Origin of the sequence: Modestobacter sp. VKM Ac-2982 (genome assembly GCF_026967935.1) — a bacterium.
Taxonomy (GTDB): Bacteria; Actinomycetota; Actinomycetes; order Mycobacteriales; family Geodermatophilaceae; genus Modestobacter.
The window spans coordinates 476,226-494,560 of the sequence record NZ_JAPVBL010000005.1 but is presented as its reverse complement, the minus strand read 5'-3'; the positions used below and the strand labels follow the sequence as shown (position 1 = coordinate 494,560).

At 72.6% G+C, this 18,335-nt stretch carries 19 protein-coding genes; 10 read left to right on the top strand and 9 right to left on the bottom strand.

Annotation, left to right across the window (positions count from 1 at the left end; all coding sequences use genetic code 11):
* Positions 1–97: 97 nt before the first annotated feature.
* Genes O2W20_RS19750 through O2W20_RS19740 form a run of 3 tightly spaced genes read right to left on the bottom strand, consistent with a single transcriptional unit; the run spans position 98 to position 2,777 of the window.
* The gene (locus O2W20_RS19750) at positions 98–916 is read right to left on the bottom strand and encodes an SDR family NAD(P)-dependent oxidoreductase (protein ID WP_269171477.1); all 819 of its coding nucleotides are present in this window, start codon (positions 914–916) and stop codon (positions 98–100) included.
* Positions 913–1,974 (bottom strand): zinc-binding dehydrogenase, encoded by a 1,062-nt coding sequence (locus O2W20_RS19745; RefSeq protein WP_269171478.1) that lies wholly within the window; start codon positions 1,972–1,974, stop codon positions 913–915. Before O2W20_RS19745 ends, O2W20_RS19750 begins: the two co-directional genes overlap by 4 nt.
* Complete coding sequence (locus O2W20_RS19740; RefSeq protein ID WP_269171479.1) at positions 1,971–2,777, bottom strand: alpha/beta fold hydrolase; 807 nt, start codon at positions 2,775–2,777, stop codon at positions 1,971–1,973. Before O2W20_RS19740 ends, O2W20_RS19745 begins: the two co-directional genes overlap by 4 nt.
* 446 nt (positions 2,778–3,223) lie before the next feature.
* Between O2W20_RS19740 and O2W20_RS19735 the strand changes: the two genes are divergently transcribed.
* The 7 genes from O2W20_RS19735 to O2W20_RS19705 all read left to right on the top strand — a co-directional run bounded on the left by O2W20_RS19735 (position 3,224) and on the right by O2W20_RS19705 (position 11,279).
* Positions 3,224–4,273: a sugar ABC transporter substrate-binding protein gene (locus tag O2W20_RS19735; RefSeq protein ID WP_269171480.1), complete on the top strand. Its 1,050-nt coding sequence runs from the start codon at positions 3,224–3,226 to the stop codon at positions 4,271–4,273.
* Between the two features lie 112 nt (positions 4,274–4,385).
* Complete coding sequence (locus O2W20_RS19730) at positions 4,386–6,014, top strand: sugar ABC transporter ATP-binding protein (RefSeq protein ID WP_269171482.1); 1,629 nt, start codon at positions 4,386–4,388, stop codon at positions 6,012–6,014.
* Positions 6,011–7,018 carry an ABC transporter permease gene (locus O2W20_RS19725; RefSeq protein ID WP_036341542.1) on the top strand — a complete coding sequence of 336 codons (1,008 nt, stop codon included), beginning with the start codon at positions 6,011–6,013 and terminating at the stop codon, positions 7,016–7,018. Before O2W20_RS19730 ends, O2W20_RS19725 begins: the two co-directional genes overlap by 4 nt.
* 41 nt (positions 7,019–7,059) lie before the next feature.
* Positions 7,060–7,662 carry a VOC family protein gene (locus O2W20_RS19720; RefSeq protein ID WP_269171483.1) on the top strand — a complete coding sequence of 201 codons (603 nt, stop codon included), beginning with the start codon at positions 7,060–7,062 and terminating at the stop codon, positions 7,660–7,662.
* Positions 7,659–8,159 carry a flavin reductase family protein gene (locus O2W20_RS19715; protein ID WP_269171484.1) on the top strand — a complete coding sequence of 167 codons (501 nt, stop codon included), beginning with the start codon at positions 7,659–7,661 and terminating at the stop codon, positions 8,157–8,159. Before O2W20_RS19720 ends, O2W20_RS19715 begins: the two co-directional genes overlap by 4 nt.
* Positions 8,156–9,394, top strand: a complete 1,239-nt coding sequence (locus O2W20_RS19710) for a bifunctional 3,4-dihydroxy-2-butanone-4-phosphate synthase/GTP cyclohydrolase II (RefSeq protein WP_269171485.1) — start codon at positions 8,156–8,158, stop codon at positions 9,392–9,394. The genes O2W20_RS19715 and O2W20_RS19710 overlap by 4 nt, the downstream gene beginning before the upstream one ends.
* Before the next feature lie 88 nt (positions 9,395–9,482).
* Entirely contained in the window at positions 9,483–11,279 is a 1,797-nt protein-coding gene (locus O2W20_RS19705) for an FAD-dependent oxidoreductase (protein WP_269171486.1), read from the top strand.
* A 64-nt stretch (positions 11,280–11,343) separates the two neighbouring features.
* Here O2W20_RS19705 and ctlX read toward each other — a convergent pair whose 3' ends face one another.
* On the bottom strand, positions 11,344–12,336 hold the full coding sequence (ctlX, locus tag O2W20_RS19700) for a citrulline utilization hydrolase CtlX (protein ID WP_269171487.1): 993 nt from the start codon (positions 12,334–12,336) through the stop codon (positions 11,344–11,346).
* A 205-nt stretch (positions 12,337–12,541) separates the two neighbouring features.
* Between ctlX and O2W20_RS19695 the strand changes: the two genes are divergently transcribed.
* The gene (locus O2W20_RS19695; RefSeq protein ID WP_269171488.1) at positions 12,542–12,973 is read left to right on the top strand and encodes an Lrp/AsnC family transcriptional regulator; all 432 of its coding nucleotides are present in this window, start codon (positions 12,542–12,544) and stop codon (positions 12,971–12,973) included.
* Between the two features lie 15 nt (positions 12,974–12,988).
* Here O2W20_RS19695 and O2W20_RS19690 read toward each other — a convergent pair whose 3' ends face one another.
* Both O2W20_RS19690 and O2W20_RS19685 read right to left on the bottom strand, forming a co-directional pair.
* Positions 12,989–14,599 carry a glycoside hydrolase family 13 protein gene (locus tag O2W20_RS19690; RefSeq protein ID WP_269171489.1) on the bottom strand — a complete coding sequence of 537 codons (1,611 nt, stop codon included), beginning with the start codon at positions 14,597–14,599 and terminating at the stop codon, positions 12,989–12,991.
* 133 nt (positions 14,600–14,732) lie between these two features.
* A complete protein-coding gene (locus O2W20_RS19685; protein WP_269171490.1) occupies positions 14,733–15,026 on the bottom strand; it encodes a hypothetical protein in 294 nt (97 codons plus the stop codon).
* A gap of 107 nt (positions 15,027–15,133) precedes the next feature.
* Here O2W20_RS19685 and O2W20_RS19680 point away from each other — a divergent pair, with 107 nt between their 5' ends.
* A complete protein-coding gene (locus O2W20_RS19680; RefSeq protein WP_269171491.1) occupies positions 15,134–15,388 on the top strand; it encodes a hypothetical protein in 255 nt (84 codons plus the stop codon).
* Between the two features lie 9 nt (positions 15,389–15,397).
* Here O2W20_RS19680 and O2W20_RS19675 read toward each other — a convergent pair whose 3' ends face one another.
* Together O2W20_RS19675 and O2W20_RS19670 are read right to left on the bottom strand one after the other, a co-directional pair.
* Positions 15,398–15,688 carry a hypothetical protein gene (locus O2W20_RS19675; protein ID WP_269171492.1) on the bottom strand — a complete coding sequence of 97 codons (291 nt, stop codon included), beginning with the start codon at positions 15,686–15,688 and terminating at the stop codon, positions 15,398–15,400.
* Positions 15,689–15,921: 233 nt separating this feature from the next.
* Positions 15,922–16,119 carry a hypothetical protein gene (locus O2W20_RS19670; RefSeq protein ID WP_269171493.1) on the bottom strand — a complete coding sequence of 66 codons (198 nt, stop codon included), beginning with the start codon at positions 16,117–16,119 and terminating at the stop codon, positions 15,922–15,924.
* A 188-nt stretch (positions 16,120–16,307) separates the two neighbouring features.
* Between O2W20_RS19670 and O2W20_RS19665 the strand changes: the two genes are divergently transcribed.
* On the top strand, positions 16,308–17,138 hold the full coding sequence (locus O2W20_RS19665; RefSeq protein WP_269171494.1) for a helix-turn-helix transcriptional regulator: 831 nt from the start codon (positions 16,308–16,310) through the stop codon (positions 17,136–17,138).
* On the opposite strand, the gene O2W20_RS19660 is transcribed toward O2W20_RS19665, so the two are convergent.
* Positions 17,077–18,300 (bottom strand): acyl-CoA dehydrogenase family protein, encoded by a 1,224-nt coding sequence (locus O2W20_RS19660; RefSeq protein ID WP_269171495.1) that lies wholly within the window; start codon positions 18,298–18,300, stop codon positions 17,077–17,079. The two genes, O2W20_RS19665 and O2W20_RS19660, sit on opposite strands and share 62 nt — an antisense overlap.
* Between the last annotated feature and the right edge of the window lie 35 nt (positions 18,301–18,335).

Genomic DNA, 18,335 nt, shown 5'->3' with positions numbered 1-18,335 from the left:
CAGCCGGGGGTCGAGACCGTCACCCGCCTGCAGGAGGTACAACAGGCGCAGCTCTCGGAAGGCATCGCCGTCGTCGTTCTTCGGCGTGACCGACGGGTCAGAACGCCCCGGCGAGCGCACCCCCGTCGACCGGGTAGACGGTGCCGGTCATGAAGGACGACGCGTCCGATGCCAGCAGGAGGGCCATGCCCTGCAGCTCCTGCCGGACGGCCATCCGCCCGAGCAGCACCGTGTCGGCCCAGGCCTGCTCGATGGCCGGGTCGATCGGGCCACGGCCGCCGATGTTGGTGTGGAAGGGACCCGGGGCGATGCCGTTGACGCGGATCCCGTCCGGAGCGAGGTCGACGGCGGCCTGGCGGACCAGGTTGGCCAGCGCGCCCTTGGAGGCGCTGTAGCCGTAGCCGACCATCGAGTCCGCACGCAGCCCCGCGGTCGACACCGTGACCACGATGCTGCCCCGGCCGACCGGGCGCATGGCCGACGCGGCCGCGCGGACGGTGGCCAGGGTGCCCACCAGGTTGACCGCAAGGGCCGCGTCGAACGCTGCCCAGTCCAGGTCGTAGACCCGGCCCTCGGGGGTGTTGACACCCGGGCCACCGGCGATGCCGGCGTTGGCGAACACCGCGTCCAGCGGGCGCTCCGCGGCGGCGGCCGTGACGACGGCGTGCACCTCGTCGGCCCGGGAGACGTCGCACACCCGCGTCGTCACCGATCCGCCCGCGGAGTCCAGGGTGGCTGCGCTCCGCGCCAGCTCGTCGGCGTCGATGTCCAGCATGGTGACCGAGGCCCCGCACTGCAGGAGGCCCTCCACGATCCCGAGGCCCAGCCCGCTCGCGGCGCCGGTGACGAGGACGTGCCGGTCGTCCATCCGCAGTCGTTCGGGCAGGGACCGGGTGTCGCCGGTGGAGCCGGTCATGCGGGATCTCCTGGATCGTCGGGTGCGGGGGAGGGGCGGAGGTCGATGAGCACCTTGAAGGCCTCGTCGGGACGTTCCTCGAGCAGCTGGACCGCGGCAGCGGCCTCGGCCAGCGGGAGCAGGTGGCTGACCATGGCGTCGGCGGCGGCGGTGTTGCGGGCCACGAGGTCGGCGGCCGCGGCGAACTCCGCCAAGGTGCAGCAGCTGACCCCCAGGACGTCGAGCTCCTTGACGGGCAGCAGCCCCGGGCTGGTCGGTGCCGACTGCGAGGTCATCCCGACCACGACCACACGGCCGCCGTGACCGGCCATCTCCAGTGCGGTCGCGAGGACGGCGGCCCGGCCGGTCGTGTCGACGACCACGTCGGCGCCGTCCGGCCCGGTGTGCGCGGCCAGCAGCGCGGGGAGGTCGGCCGCGTCCGGCGCGGCGGTGCTGAAGCCGAGTGCGGTCAGCAGGTCCCGGCGGGAGGGGACGGGGTCCAGCGCCAGCACCGTGGCTCCCCGGTCCCGGGCGGCCAGGGCGGTGGACACGCCGATGGGGCCGCCACCGAGGACGACGACCGACTCCCCGGGCGCCACCCGCCCGCGGTGCACCGAGTGGACGGCGATGGACACCGGCTCGACCAGGGCGGTCTGGGTCGCAGTGAGGCCGGGCGTCGGCACCAGCGCGGAGGTCTCGGTCTCCAGGTGCTCCTGGAGTGCTCCGTCCCGGTGGACCCCGAGCAGCTGGAGGTGGCGGCACACGTTCTCCCGGCCGGCCCGGCAGGGTCGGCAGGCGCCGCAGGGACGGACCGGCCAGACGGCGACCCGGGTGCCGGCGGCCGGGCCGTTGCCGGTGGGGTCGGCGGCGGCCACGACCGCGGAGAACTCGTGGCCCTGCACGCGGGGGAGGAGCCCGTCGTGCGAGGGCCCCAGGTCGGCCCGGAAGAGGTGGAGGTCGGAGCCGCAGATCCCGACCGTCTCCACCCGCAGCAACGTGCGGCCCGGCCCCGGAGGGCCCGGTTCCGGCCGGTCGTGCAACCGGATGGTGCCGGGACCCTCCGTGACCGCTGCCCTCATCGGGCGCTGGGCCCCGAGGCGGTCAGGAAGCCGATGACCTCGTCGGCGACTGCATCGGGACGCTCGTGGTACAGCCCGTGCGCCGTGCGGGGCACCTCGCGCAGCGTGGAACCGCTGATCGCCTCCGCGTAGGCCTCGCTGTGCGGTCGGGGGATGATCTCGTCCACCTCGGCGGTCAGCACCAGCGTCGATGCCGTGATCTTCGGCAGCCGGTCGGGCAGCTCCGGGTCGTGCAGGAAGGGGTCGCGGGCGAACCGGCCGAACGCGGTCATGTCCCGCTCGTTCTGCGCGATGGCCTCCGGCGTCGGCGGTGCCGAGAGCGCGGCCGTCACGACGGCGTCGTCGTAGAACAGTGCCCGGACCAGCTGTTCCGGGCCCATCTCGAACAGGTTCGCCGGCGGGGCGTCGGGGACGTGCAGCCCGGCGGGGGCCATCAGGACGAGGTGCTCGACCCGGTCGGGGATGGTCGTCGCGAGCTCCGCGGCGATCCAGCCGCCGAACGAGGCGCCGACGACGTCGAGCCGGTCGATGCCGAGCTCGTCCAGCAGTCGCACGTAGTGGGCGGCGATGTCCTGGACGGTGGCGACCTCGGGGAGCTCGTCGCTGAGCCCGAAGCCGGGGTGGTCCGGCGCGATCACGTCGAAGTGCTGGGACAGCTGCTCCAGGTAGGGGTTCCAGGCCCCCGCCCCGCCGGCGGCGTGCAGGACCAGGACCGGGCGCCCGGACCCCTGTCGGAAGAAGTTGACCTCACCGGACCCCATGGGCACTCGGGTCGGGGTCGGGCCGGCACCTGGATCACTCACGCTGAACTCCTGACTCGAGGCCTTCGGACACTTGTCCGCCATCTCGGCTCACCGTGACCCATGCCACGGTGGCTGTCAACGGACTCCTGGCCGGCAGGGTCGCCTACGTCCCTCTGGCGCCATCCGCGGGCGGGTCCTGAGGAGGCGTGGGGCGTCGGACTCCCGGCAGCGGACATCCGTACGCCTGACGGTTGACAACGGTTGCGCGGCGCTGCCAGTGTTCCCTGCGTCACGTTGCGCAGGTCACACAAGGCCGCTCTGCCGACACGTGCCGTCCCATCCAATGACGAAGAGGACGACAGATGTCTCATCGACTTCCCCGCGCCGGACGAGCCCCGCGCTTCGCACCCCTGGCAGCGCTCGCGGTCGCCGGACTGGCGATCGCCGGGTGCGCACCCAGCGAGACCGACACGGGATCGCCGGCTGGTGCAGAAGCCGAAGCAGTCGTGTCGGAGGACGTGCTCGCCGATCTGGAGACCGAGGTCCAGGAGGCCATGGCCGTCCCCGAGTGGGAGTCGCCCGGACCGGCCTTCTCCGTCGCGGGGCTGGCGGGCAAGAAGATCCTGTCGATGCCGGTGAGCAGCCAGCTCGAGGGCTGCGACCGGATGGCGCGCACCGTCGTCGACATCGCCAAGAGCGTCGGCATGACCGACAGCACGTACTTCCAGAACGACGGTGGCCCGCAGGCCTGGGTCCAGGGCATGAACCTGGCGATCAACCAGGGGTACGACGGCGTCGCGCTCGTCTGCGGCATCGACCCGGCAGCGCTGGCCCCGCAGATGGAGGCCGCCCGCGAGGCGGGCATCGAGGTGGTGGACATGCACCTGGCCGACGTGGAGGACCCGGCGAGCGACCTCATCGCCGCCCAGACGAACGGCCAGTTCAACCGGTCGATGGAGCTGGGCGTGGACGCCGCGCTCCTCGAGTCCGAGGGCCGGCCCATCGACGCCCTGGTGATCACGTCGAACGAGAACCCGCCGTCGATCGGGATGGAACAGGCCGTCCGGGACGAGTTCGAGGAACTCTGCGGGGACGAGTGCGAGGTGCAGGCGATCAACATCCCGATCACCGACTACGCCACCGAGCTGACCAGCGCAGTCTCCTCGGCGCTGGTGGCCAACCCCGACATCCGCGCCGTCTTCACCGTCTTCGACGCGCAGACGCCGTTCGTCCTGCCGGCCATCCAGTCCTCCGGTGTCGACGCGAAGACCTACGCCTTCGGCGCCGACCGCACCTTCATCGAGCTGATGAAGGACCCGGCGAACCCGATGGGGACCGACATGGGCCCGAACTTCGACTGGATGGCCTACACCGGCGCCGACCAGCTGTTCCGGGTGCTCAGCGACCAGGAGCCGATCCCGTCCGAAGAGGCCTTCTCGCCCTACCGGTTGTGGGCCCCGGAGAACGCCGAGGAGCTGCAGCCGCCGGACTACGGCTTCGGTGACGCCTACGTGGAGGGCTACCGCGGTCTCTGGCAGGACGCGCCCGCCGCCTGATGGGCCGGGGGGCCTCCGGATCTCCGGAGGCCCCCGCAGCCCCGTTCCACCCAGACCAGCAGGGGTACGGCGTCCGGCCACCCCGCTCCGGCCCAGCTAGGGGAACCGTCGGATGGCGACCACCGCTCTGGAGCTCCACCACATCTCGAAGACCTTCGGCGCCACCAAGGCCCTGCAGGACGTCTCCCTGACCGTCCAGCGCGGGGAGGTGCTCGCGCTCCTCGGCGAGAACGGCTGCGGGAAGTCGACCCTGGTCAAGGTCATGGCCGGCGTCTACGACCCCGAGCCCGGCGGCCGGATGGTCGTCGACGGCAAGGACGTCCCGCTGCCGCTGCACGGGGACGCCGCCCGGCACCTGGGGCTCAGCTTCGTCCACCAGGACCTGGGGCTGGCCCGCCCGCTCACCGTCCTGGAGAACCTGCTCGGCGGTGTCGCCGAGCGGTCCGGGTCACGCACCCGCATCCACTGGCGGGCGGAGGCCCGCAAGGCCGGCGAGATGCTGCGCTCCTACGGGGTCGACGTCGACCCCCTGGCGGTCGTCAACCAGCTGCCGCCGGTGGAGCAGGCGCTGGTGGCCATCGCCCGGGCGGCGGAGGAGCTCAAGCAGCACCGGGAACGCACCGGTGCCTCCTCCTCGGTGCTCGTCCTGGACGAACCGACGGTCTTCCTGCCCGAGGAGGAGGTGCGGTTCCTCTTCGACCTGATCCGGACCATCGTGGCCTCGGGCGCCAGCGTGGTGTTCATCTCCCACGACCTGCCGGCCGTCCGCGCCATCGCCGACCGGGTCACCGTGCTGCGGGACGGGAAGCTCGCCGCGAACGCCCGGATGAGCGACGTCACGGACGCCGAGGTCGTGGAGATGATCGTCGGCCCTGCGGCCGCCGGCCTCAGCAGCCCGAAGCACGGCCAGGCCCACGGTGCCCACCGGCCGGACGCGGAGGAGCCGCGGTCCTTCGACCGCGCACCCGAGGCGGGGCTGCACGTCACCGGCCTCCGCGGTGGCCAGACCAGCGGGCTCGAGCTGCACGTGGCCCCGGGGGAGATCGTCGGCCTCGCCGGACTGCTGGGATCCGGTGCCGAGGAGGTCCCCTACCTCCTCTTCGGTGCGAAGCAGGCCTCCGGCGGTGAGCTCACCCTGCGCGGCCGGAGCGTGCCGTTGACCAAGCAGCACCCCGGCCAGGCGGTCGGCATGGGCCTCGCGCTGATCCCGGCCGACCGCCGTCGGGACGCCATCGCCCCGGCGGTCTCGGTCGCCGAGAACATGATGCTGCTGGTGGTGCGCCGGTTCTCCCGGGGTGGGCGGCTGCGCAACGCGCTGCTGCGCAGCACTGCCGACGAGCGGGCTGGTGCACTCGACGTCCGCCCGCGGCGCACCGACCTGCCGCTGGGCACCCTCAGCGGCGGGAACGCGCAGAAGGTCGTCGTCGGCAAGTGGCTGGAGATCGGCCCGGAGGTCCTCCTGCTGCACGAGCCCACCCAGGGTGTGGACATCGCGGCCCGCGCCGAGATCTACCGGGCCATCAAGCGGGCCACGGAGACCGGCATGGCCGTCGTCTGGGTCTCCAGCGACTTCGACGAGCTGGCCACCGTCTGCGACCGCGTCGTCGTGGTGAGCGGCGGGGTCGCCGTCACCGAGATCGTCGGGCAGGGCATCTCGCCCGCCGCGATCACCGCAAGCGTCTACGGGGCCGACCCGGGCGCGACTCCGAACACCCGCATCGTCGAACAGGTGGCACCATGAGCGCGACGGAGACCGTCGAGACCACGGACCCGCAGCCCGCCCCGAGCGTGGCCCAGGGGAGCGGATCGGTCCGCGGCCGGTGGGGGGAGAAGGCCGCCCTCCCGGTCGCCTGGCTGGTGCTGTTCATCGTCTTCGCCGCCCTGGCGCCGGAGACGTTCCTCTCCATGGGGAACCTGTCCAACATCCTCGGTTCCCAGTCGATCCTGTTCATGCTCGCGCTGGCTGCGCTGCTGCCGACGCGCTCGGGGGACCTGGACCTGTCGCTGGGCAGCATCGGGGGCCTGTCGGCGATCATCGTCGCGGTCCTCAACGTCAACCACGGGGTGTCCGTCCCGGTGGCCTGCCTGGTCGCCGTCGGCGTCGGCGGGCTCTGCGGTGCCTTCAACGGGTTGTTCGTCGTCAAGTTCAAGACCGAGCCCTTCATCATGACCCTGGGGACGGGCACGCTGTTCGGTGGTCTGGTCTTCTGGATCGCCAACTCCACCACCATCGTGGGGGTCGACCGCAGCCTGTCGATGTGGACCTACCTGCGCCAGATCGGCGGCGTGCCGGTGCAGTTCTTCTACTGCCTGCTGGTCATGCTCGTGATCTGGTACGTCATGAACCACACGCCCCTCGGTGTACGGAACCTCTTCGTCGGGCAGTCGCGCGAGGTGGCCGTGCTCAGCGGCATCAACGCCGACCGGATCCGCTTCGGCGCCTTCACGCTCGCCGGGGTCATCGCCGCGCTGGCCGGCGTCCTCTACGTCGGCACCACGGGTTCGGCCGGCCCCACCTCGGTGGAGACCTTCCTGCTCCCGGCCTACGCGGCCGTCTTCCTCGGCGCCACGACGATCCAGCCCGGCCGGTTCAACGCCCTGGGCACCGGGGTGGCCGTGCTGTTCCTGGCCACCGGCACCGCCGGGCTGCAGCTGCTCGGCGCCCAGGACTACGCCCAGCAGCTCTTCTACGGCGGGGCGCTCGTGCTGGCCGTCGCCATCTCCCGCTACCTGCGGCGGAACTGACCGCGGGTGCCACCGCTCCCCGTGCTGTGGAAGGAGAGAACGTGAGAGAGCTCGGCTTCGGCCAGCCGCGTGACGGCATCATCCAGATGGCCTACGTCGTGGCGGACGTCCAGGCGGCCATCGAGCAGTGGACCAGTGAGCTCCGGGTCGGCCCGTGGTTCCTGCTGGACTCCTTCACCGGGGTCGACCCGGTCTACCGGGGGCAGCCCAGCCGCGCCGACGTCGCGATCGCCATGGCCTTCGCCGGGCACATGCAGATCGAGCTCATCCAGCCGAAGGACGAGCACCCGTCGGTCTACCGCGAGGTGATCGAGCAGCGGGGCCACGGCTTCCACCACTTCGGCGTCGTCACCGACGACATCGCCGCCGGGATCGCCGAACTCGAGGCCCGTGGACACGTGCTCGCGTACCGGGCCGGTGTGCCCACGGGCGGCGAGGTCGCCTACCTGGACGGTGGTCACGACCGCCCGGGCATGGTGGAGCTGATCGAGTACGGACCGGGCATGGACGCCGCGTTCACCGCCTTCTGGCGCGCCTCCCTCGACTGGGACGGCACCGACCCGATCCGGCCGTTCGCGGCTCCACCTCCACCCACCAGCGTCCCCGGCTCCGGGCCGGCCCTCCAGGAGGAGACACCCCGATGACCGCTTCCGTCGACCCCGACCTGCAGACCCGGTTCCGCGAGGTGATGGCAGGCGTGCCCACGCCGGTCTCGGTGATCACCTGCCTGGGCGACGGGCTGCCGCACGGCACGACCGTGAGCGCCTTCGCCTCTCTGTCGATGACCCCGCCGATGGTGCTGGTCTCCCTCGACCGCGGCTCGGACCTGCTGGTCATGGTGCGCGAGACCCGGCGCTTCGGCGTCAACGTGCTCGGCTCCCACCAGGCCGCGACGGCCCTGGCGTTCGCGCGCAAGGGCGGCACCGGGAAGTTCAACGGGGTCCGCTGGGAGGTCGACAACGACCTGCCGCGGCTCCCGGGGGCTCCCGGCTGGCTGGCCTGCGAGGTCGAGGCGCTGGTCGACGGCGGGGACCACGTCGTCGCCCTGGGCCTGGTGACCGCGGCCGACACGACCGAGGGGCGGCCGTTGACCTACCACGGCCGCGTCTTCGGGACCCACGCCGCGCTGGAGACCGAGTGAGCCCCCGCCGCACGCCCGCGGAGTCGGTCCAGCGGGTGCTGGCGGCCCTCGCCGCGGGCCAGCTGGTCGTCGTCGTGGACGACGAGGACCGGGAGGACGAGGGCGACCTCGTCGTCGCCGCCGAGCTCGTCACCGAGGAGCAGATGGCCTTCCTGGTGCGGCACACGACCGGGATCATCTGCGCCCCGATGCCGGCCGCCCGCACGGAGGAGCTGCGGCTGCCGCAGATGGTGGCCGAGAACGGCGACTCCCACGGGACGGCGTTCACGGTGAGCGTCGACCACGTCAGCACCGGGACGGGGGTGTCGGCCGCCGATCGCGCCCGCACCGTCCGAGCCCTCGCCGACGGGGCCACCGGGCCGTCGGAGCTCCGGCGGCCCGGGCACGTCTTCCCGCTGCGCGCACGCGCCGGGGGCGTCCTGGTGCGCGCCGGGCACACCGAGGCGGCCGTGGACCTCACCACGATGTGCGGGTTGTCCGGGGTCGGGGTGATCGGGGAGATCGTCGACGACGACGGCTCGATGCGCCGGGGCGAGTCGCTGACCCGGTTCGCGGCAGAGCACGGGCTGCCCGTCCTGGCCATCGCCGACCTCGTCCGGTACCGGCGGGCCACCGAGCAGCTCGTCGAACTGGTCGCCAGCTCCACGATGCCGACCGAGTTCGGCGACTTCCGGGCGATGGCCTACCGCAGCACGGTCGACGGCACCGAGCACCTGGCCCTGGTGATGGGCGACGTGGCCGCCGCCGGGGCTGCGGAGGCCGGCGCACTCGTCCGGGTGCACTCGGAGTGCCTGACCGGCGACATCCTCGGTTCGCTGCGCTGCGACTGCGGAGGGCAGCTGGAGCAGGCGCTGCGCGCGGTCGCCGAGGAGGGCGTCGGCGCCGTGGTCTACCTGCGCGGTCACGAGGGGCGGGGGATCGGCCTGGGCCACAAGATCCGTGCGTACGCCCTCCAGGAGGAGGGGCTGGACACGGTGGACGCCAACACCGCCCAGGGCCTCCCCGCAGACGCCCGGAGCTATGGCGTCGGTGCGCAGATCCTGGGTGATCTAGGGATCAGTCGGCTGAGGTTGATCACGAACAACCCGGCCAAGTACGGGGGCCTCGACGGTTACGGTCTGACGATCGTGGGGCGGGTGGCGCTCCCTGCGGTGGTGACCCCGCACAACGTCCGGTACCTACGGACCAAGCGTGACCGGATGGGCCACCTGGCCCCGCCGGCCGTCGAGGGCTGACAGCTGGCCGGTCGGCGCACCGTTGGACCCCTGAGATGACCCGACCACGTGCGGACCGTCGTCCGCTCGCATCCGAAAGAGGTACTCGATGACCCAGTCCACGCCGGATGGTTCGATCCCCGCTCAGCCCGCCGTGACCACCGACGTCCTGGTGGTGGGCTCCGGCCCGGCCGGGGCGTCGGCAGCGCTGCTCCTCGCCAGCTACGGGACGTCGACGCTGCTGGTCACCAAGTACGGCCGGCTGTCCGACACCCCGCGAGCGCACATCACCAACCAGCGCACGATGGAGGTGATGCGGGACATGGGCCTGGAAGAGCGGCTCATGCAGGAGGCGACGCCCTGGGAGTTCATGGGGAACACGACCTTCTGCACCAGTCTCGCGGGGGAGGAGCTCGGCCGGATCCCCTCCTGGGGCACCGACACCGTGCGGCACGCCGACTACGAGCTGCAGAGCCCGACCTCGATGCTGGACGCGCCGCAGACGATCACCGAGCCGATCCTGGTCCAGGCTGCGCAGGAGCGCGGGGCGCGAGTCCGGTTCGACACCAGCTACGTCAGCCACGTCCAGGACGACGACGGCGTCACGACCACGCTGCAGGACCGGCTGACCGGCGCCCAGTACACGGTCCGGTCCAAGTACCTGATCGGTGCCGACGGCGCGCGCAGCCAGGTGGCCGCGGACCTCGACCTTCCCTATGAGGGCCCGGGCGCGGTCGGTGGCGCGCTGAGCATCGTCTTCGAGGCCGACCTCTCCCGGTTCGTGGCGCACCGGCCCTCGGTCCTCTACTGGATGCTGCAGCCGGGGGCAGAGCGCGAGGGCGTCGGGCTGGGCGTGCTCCGCATGATCAAGCCCTGGAACGAGTGGATGCTCATGTGGGGCTACGAGGTCGCCGGCGGTCCGCCCGACCTCAGCGACGAGGTGGTCCGGGAGCTCGCCGTCGCCCTGGTCGGCAGTGACGACTTCGAGATGCGGGTGAAGTCGCGGTCCCCGTGGACGGTGAACCACCACTTCGCCACCACGATCGCCCGCGGCCGGGTCTTCTGCGCCGGCGACGCGATCCACCGGCACCCGCCGACCAACGGCCTGGGCTCGAACACCTCCATCCAGGACTCCTACAACCTGGCCTGGAAGCTGGCCCACGTGGTGGCCGGGACGGCCGACCCGTCGCTGCTGGACAGCTACGACGCCGAGCGGGCACCGATCGCCCGGCAGGTCGTCGAGCGGGCCAACCAGAGCATCGCGGACACCGGCCGGATCCTCAGCGCGCTCGACCTGGAACACACCGAGGCGGAGGCGCTGGACCGTCAGCTCGCGCTGTGGAAGGCGCCGGGCCCGGAGGGGGAGAAGATCCGCACGGCGCTCCGGGAGGCGATCGCCTACAAGGCGCACGAGTTCGACGCCCACGGGGTCGAGCACAACCAGCGCTACGCCAGCTCGGCGGTCGTCGGCGACGGGACGCCGATGCCGGAGTACCGCCGCGACCCGGTGCTCTACGCCCAGCCGACCACCTGGCCCGGCGCCAAGCTCCCGCACACCTGGGTCACGCAGGGCGGGCACCGGACCTCCACCCTCGACCTGGTCGGCCGGGGACGGTTCAGCGTGGTGACCGGCATCGGCGGGGAGGCCTGGCTGGCGGCCGCCCGGAGCCTCGGCGAGGAGCTCGGCCTGTCGATCACCACCGTCTCGATCGGGCCGGGTCAGCCCGTCGAGGACCCGTACGGCACCTGGGCCGACCTGCGGGAGATCGAGGACGGCGGCGTCCTGCTCGTCCGGCCGGACGGGTACGTCGCCGCCCGCTACCCGTCCACGCCGCCGTCGGAGCAGCAGGCCTCCGACTGGCTGGCGGGTGCGCTGCGCGCCGTCCTCGGCCGCCAGGAGGGCTGAACCCGGCGCGTGCCCCGGTCGTCCGCAGGAGCAACGAGCCTGCGGACGACCGGGGCAGGCGGGGTCAGGGGGCGACGGGCACCCGCACCAGGTCCGGGAGCGAGCCGAACAGCGGCACGCGGGTGAGGTCCGCCGCCCGCGGCGCGAGGTGCACCCCGGCGATCATGCAGCGCACCGACCCGCCCGCCAGCTCGACGGTCGGCACGGCCACCGGCAGCAGCCGGGTGGTCGCCTCGATCCGCCGGCGCTGGGCCGGGGTGAGGCTGGCGGCGGCCCGCGCGGAGAGCGCGAGCACGGGTCCGTCGCGGCCGGTCAGCTCGATGGCGTTGCCGGCGAACTCGCGGACCTGGTGCTCGGAGAGCTCGATGACGTCCCGCCCCGTCGCCGCGAGCCGGTCGACCACCCGGGCGCGGTCGGCGGGCGTGCTGATCATCCCGAGTCCGACGAGCGCCACCGCGCTGCCGACCGACATGAGCACGTTGGTGTGGTAGACCGCCCTGCCCTCGGCGTCGGCCGTGTCGAACAGGAGTGCCTCGTAGCCGAAGGTCGCGCAGAACTGCGCCAGCGCCCGGGGGTGTGCGCGGTGGGAACGGGATACGTAGGCGACCCGATCCTGGTGGTCGAGCACCATGGCGCCGGTCGACTCGAGGAACAGCCCGTCCCGCTCCATGTCGGAGAAGTCCACGACCTGCGTCACGCGGTAGCGGTCCTTGAGCAGCTGGACGACGTCGGCGCGTCGTTCGCTGCGCCGGTTGACGGCGAACATCGGGTAGAGGGCCACCCGCCCGTCGGGGTGGGTCGACAGCCAGTTGTTCGGGAAGACGCTGTCCGGGCGGTCGTGCGCGTGGTCGTCGAAGAGGTGCACGACCACCCCCGCCGCCTCCAGCGCCTCGGCCAGCCGGGTCACCTCGTCCCGCGCCCGGGCGGCGACACCGGCGGCGTCCGGCCCGGCGGGCAGCGACTGGAAGGCGTTGTCGACCCGGGTCAGCTCGTTGGGACGGAAGTGGTGCGGGCGGATGAGCACGACGGCACCCGGTGCCTGTGCGGGCGCTGCCATCAGGCTCCGACCGGGACGACGACGGCGATCGGTGCGGCGAAGAGCCGGCGGATCGTGGTGTGGACGTCGACGAGCGCAGTCATCCGAGCCTTCCTGTCAGCGGTACCTCAAGGCTAGGAACGGACGATGTGCACCCGCAACGAACGAACAGCGCGATCCTGTCTGCTCAGATGAGCACAATTGACGCTGCGATTAGCCTTTCTGCATGGCTACGCTCACCGACCTCGATCGCCGGCTGCTCGCCGTCCTGCGCGAGGACGGTCGGGCGCCCGTCGCGGAGATCGCCCGCCGGCTCGGGGTCACCCGGGCCACGGTGACCAGCCGGATGGACCGATTGGTGGGCGAGGGCGTCATCGTCGGCTTCACCGTGCGGGTGCGGGAGGACGCGGTCGCCGGTGAGGTGCGGGCCGTCACGCTGATCGAGGTGGAGGGCCGCTCGACGGACGCGGTGATCCGGCGGCTGCGGGGCTTCACCGAGATCGACGCGCTGCACTCCACGAACGGGGGCTGGGACCTCGTCGCGGAGCTCCGCACCCGTGACCTGATGGAGTTCGACCGGCTCCTCGGCCGCATCCGGTCGATCGACGGCGTCCTCAACAGCGAGACCAGCCTGCTGCTGTCCTCCGTGCTGCGCTGACCCCGGCCGGCGGCATCAGTCCTCGGTCAGCCAGACGGCGGTGTTCGGCGGCAGGGCGATGCTGCCGGCCGAGGCGTGCACCCGGGTGGTGGAGGCGAGCAGCACCTGACCGCGGGAGCGGACCAGCACCGTGGTCGAGCCCATGTTCACCACGCAGCGCACCGTCTCCTCGTCCCCGACACAGCGGACGGTGAGGACGTCGCCGCGGGTGCTCACCGTCGCCTCACCCGAGCCCAGCGCCGGGTGGGCGGCACGGAGGGCGAGCGCCCGGCGGTAGAGGGTCAGCATCGAGCCGCCGTCCCGGGTCTGGCCGGAGACGGCGTAGTCGCTCCACTCGGCCGGGATCGGCAGCCAGGGCTGGGCCGCGCCGTCGGGGGAGAAGCCGACGCCGGTGGAGTCGTTCCACGGCATCGGCACCCGGCAGCCGTCGCGGCCGGCGCGCTCGCCGCCGCTGCGGAAGAAGATCGGGTCGGTCTTCGCCTCGTCGGGCACCACGGCCTGGGGCAGGCCCAGCTCGTCGCCGGCGTACAGGTAGGCCGACCCGGGCAGCGCCAGCATGAGCAGCGCCGCGGCCCGGGCCCGGGCGGTGCCCAGGGCGCCGCCACCGAACCGGGTGACCTGCCGGTCCTTGTCGTGGTTGCCCAGCACCCAGGAGACCGGGGCCCCCACCTGGCCGAAGGCGTCGAGTGCGGTCTGCACGCCGTCGGCGAACGCGGCGGTGTCCCACGGCGACTTGAGCAGCCGGAAGGAGAAGGACTGGTGCATCTCGTCGGGCCGGGAGTACAGCGCGACCTCCTCCAGGTCGGCCAGGCAGACCTCGCCGACCAGCATGGTGTCGGGGTACTCGTCGCAGACCGACCGCCACTGGCGCCACACGTCGTGCACCTCGGGCTGGTTCCAGGTCATCGCCTGCTCGGGTCCGTGGCCGAACAGGGTGGGGGAGTAGGCGCCCGGGTTGTCTCGCAGGTCGGCGTCCTTGAACAGGCCGTAGGCGACGTCCACGCGGAACCCGCTGACCCCGCGGTCGAGCCAGAACCGCAGCGTCTTCTCGAAGTCGGCGGCCACCGCCGGGTCCCGCCAGTTGAGGTCGGGCTGCTCGGGGGCGAACAGGTGCAGGTACCAGCGGCCGTCCGGGGTCCGCGACCAGGCGGGGCCGCCGAAGAGCGAGCGCCAGTTGTTCGGCGGCTCCTCCGACGGCGGGGCGAAGTGGTAGCGGGCGGCCTCGGGGGAGTCGGGGTCGGCGAGCGCGGCCTGGAACCACGGGTGCTGGTCGGAGGTGTGGTTCGGGACGACGTCGAGGACGACGCGCAGCCCGAGCTGCCGGGCGTCGGCGACCAGGGCCTCCAGGTCGGTGACGTCGCCGTATTCGGGGTCGACCGCCCGGTAGTCGCAGATGTCGTAGCCGCCGTCGGCCCCACCGGAGGGGTAGTGCGGGTTGATCCAGAGGGCGTCGACGCCCAGCCAGGACAGGTAGGGCAACCGGGAGCGCAGGCCGGCCAGGTCACCGATCCCGTCACCGTTGCCGTCGGCGAAGGACCGCAGGTAGACCTGGTAGACCACGGCCGACCGCCACCAGGGCGACGGGGACCGCTGGGCCGCGACCTGCTGCTCGGTCGAGGTCCGCATCGTTGCGAGCCGACGTGACATGTCCTCAACATCGGCAGCTCAGCCGGCGAACTGTGTGGCGCGCGTCACGAACGGCCACCACGGTTTCTGGCGGATCTCGCCAAGTCGGCGCGCCGGGGCCGGTCGGGAGGGCTCAGTCCGACGGGGGGAGCAGGCGAGGGGCGAAGACCTCGTCGATCGGCCGCGGGCCGATGTACTGGCGGCAGCTGCAGGCGACCCAGGTGTGCCCGGCCCACTTGCCGCGCTTGGTGTAGGCGTCCCGGGCGATCTCGGAGTGGCAGGTGCCCTGCTCCGGGTCGTGCTGGCTCAGCGGGTGACCGCAGGCGCACACGGCCTGGGGAACCGACGGGCCAGTCGGACGGCGACGCCCCAGCCGGCCGGCCGCGAAACCGACGGCGATCAGCAGTGCACCCACACCCAGGCTCACCGGGTCCACCTGGACACCCCCTCCAGTCGCCGTCGACGGTAGCGCGGGAGCCGGGGCGACGGGACACCCCATGATTGGCCGAGTGTGGCGTGGGGCACAGGACGAGGGTGGACAGCTACGCCGTCGGATTCGCCCGGCCGGATCGTCGATCCTGGGCCCAGCCGGTCGACCAGCCCAAGTCCTGGCACGCCGTCGAGGCGCACCGGCCCGCCGACGAGCTCGACGGGGAGGTGGAGCTCGCCGTGTGCGGGGCGATCGTGCAGATCTGGGGGTCGCAGCAGTGGCAGCGGATGAGCAGGGGCCGCGACACCTGTGCCGAGTGCCAGCAGCGGACCGCGCCCGCTCTCCGCCGGGTGGGCTGAGCCGGCCGGTCAGTCCGCCGGCACCAGGACCAGGGCCTCCGCGTCACCGCCGCACTCGGTCTGCCGAGTACCGACCGGTCGGTACTCGACGGGCGTGCGGTGCCGAAGGGCCACGGCGCCGCCGACCCGCTCGGTCACCACGATGTCGACCGCGGGTGGGCGGAGCACCGTGGTGATCGTCACCGATGAGTCGGCCGACCCGGTCGCCGGACCGTCCAGGAAGCCACACTCGCTGTCGGCCGGGCAGCTGATGGTGACCAGCAGGTCTCCGGCGGACGGCGGGACCGGCTGGAGGCTCACGTGGATCACCGCCGGGAAGGTCGTGGAGGGGCACAGCGTCCGGTCGCACCCGCCGCACGTGGCGGCCGCCGCGCAGAGACAGCTGAGGGCGCACGCCCAGCTGGGTCGGCGCCGGTGCGCGATCGTCGGCATGACGCTCTCCCGTCGAGGAGTTCCGAGCATGACACCGGTGCGGTGACGGCGGAACGGGGAGCGCCTCCCGGTCGGGGCGACGCGGGAGACGCTCCCGGAGTTCAGCAGGCGCTGCGCGGCATGGCGCCGGCGCAGGTGTCGTAGAAGTACGGCGCGCTCGGGGTCGCGGCGGGGGAGTCGCGTGCGATCAGGGCGACGACCAGGACGAGGGCGGCGACGAAGGCCATCGTCAGGGCGAACACCAGGAAGCGGTGGGTGGCTGCCCAGGCACTGCCCGGGACATGTGCGATGGCGGACATCGGGGGTCCTTCCGGCCGCCGGACGCGGCCACGGTGAGTGGGGTGTGCGTTGCGGTCCGGAGGACCGGCGCACCACCAGGCTGTCGCCGGGGCGGCGGTCGCGGTATTCGCCCTCGGGCGTATTCCGGCGGCGGTCACTCGGGCCTACCGTCGTCCTGGCGGGCCTCGTGCGGCCGCGAGGAGGGGCCATGTCGACGAGCGAGCTGTACGTCGCGGACGTCGAGGCGCTGGTGGGCGTCCTGGACGACGCCCGCACCGACGCCCCAGGCCCGGCGATGCCCTGGGCGTTGCTCGAGGACCTCCAGCGGTTGATCCCGTGCGACCTCGGCGTGAGCTTCCAGCACCACGAGCCCCGGGCGAGCAGGTCGCTGCTCATCCAGGGCGTGGAGGTCGGCGGAGAGCGAGCCGACGTGATGGGGCCGACCCCGGAGGAGCCCGACGACCCGTTCTGGCGGTACTGGTGGCAGAGCCTGTGCGCCTGGCCGCAGCGCACTGGCGACCTGCGGCGCGTCATCCAGACCCGGGACTTCCTGCTCACCGAGCGCGACCGGCTGGCCGACCCGGTGACAGAGGTCCTGCCGGAGCTCCGGGAGACGATGGTCCTCTCGCTGCCCGCCGCGCCCGGAGAGGTGCGACGCATCTGCTTCATGCGGCACGACGGGCCGTCGTTCACCGAGCGGGACAGGCAGCTGGCAACGCTCCTCCGGCCACACGTCCAGGAGATCTGGCTGGACGCCGAGCGGCGCCGTGCCGGGGTGCCGCAGCTGACCGCGCGGGAGTGGGAGGTGCTCGCGCTCGCCGCGTCCGGGATGCCCTACGCCGTCATCGCCGACCAGCTGTTCATCTCCGTCGGCACGGTGCGCAAGCACATGGAGCACGTCCGGGAGAGGCTGGGCGTGCACAGCATCTCGGCCGCCGCGGCCAGGGCGATGCCGCACGCCCCCGGCCACCTGCGGACTAGATCGACTGCGGCGGCTCCGCCGGCTTCTCCTGGGCGCGGGGAGTCCGCCGGCCGGTGATCGCCGAGATGCCGGTGATGTCCCGGCCCACGATGAGCGCCTGCACGTGGTCGGTGCCCTCGAACGTGTAGATCGCCTCGATGTCGGCGTGGTGGCGGGCGATGTGGTGCTCGAGCAGGATGCCGTCGCCGCCGAACAGGTCGCGGGCGTCGGCCACGATCTGCCGGGCCTTCTTGCAGTTGTTCATCTTCGCCATCGAGGCCATCGCCGCGGTCATCCGACCCTCGTCGGCGAGCTTGCTCAGCCGCCAGCTCAGCAGCTGCATGCTGGTGATCTCGGCCAGCATCCGGGCCAGCTTCTCCTGCACCAGCTGGTAGCCGGCGATCGGCTGGCCGAACTGCTCGCGCTGCATCGTGTGCTTCAGCGCCAGCTCGTAGGCGGCCTCGGCGATGCCCAGCGCCCGCCAGGCCACCGTGTACCGGGTGCGGTCCAGGACCACCGAGACGTCCTTGAACGAGCGGCAGTTGGCCAGCTTGTTCTCCGCCGGCACCCGCACGTCCTCCAGGGTGATCTCGGCCTGCCACACCGCCCGCAGCGCGGTCTTGCCGGTCATCCGGGTGGCGGTCCAGCCGATCGACCCCTTGGGGACGACGTACCCGCCGACCGCGCCCTCGGAGTCCCGGGCCCAGATGAGCACCAGGTCCGCGATCGTGCCGTTGCCGATCCACTTCTTGGCGCCGTTCAGCACCCACTCGTCGCCGTCCCGGCGGGCGCTGGTCTCCAGGGCGACGGCGTCCGAGCCGTGCTGCGGCTCGGTCAGCCCGAACGCGCCGATCAGCTCCATCCGGGCCATCGCGGGCAGCCACCGCTCGCGCTGCTCCTCATCGCCCAGGAGCGCGATCGACTGCATGGCCAGGAAGCTGTGCACCCCGTAGAAGGTGCCCAGGCTGCCGTCGGCGCGGGCCCACTCGGCGGCGACCAGCCCGGCGGACACCGCGCTCATGCCGGCCGAGCCGTACCCGGCGACCGTGCCGCCGGCCACGCCCAGCTCGGCCATCTTCGGGATGAGCTCGAACGGGAACTCCGCCCGCTCCCAGTAGTCGTTGATGATCGGCGTGACCTCGCGCGTGCAGAAGTCGCGGACCCGGTCCCGCAGCTCGATCTCCTCCGGCTCCAGGAGGTCGTCGAGGGCGTAGAAGTCAGGGGAAGCGTCGTTGCTCACCGTTGCGAAGCTACTCGCGAGTGGCACTAGGTGCC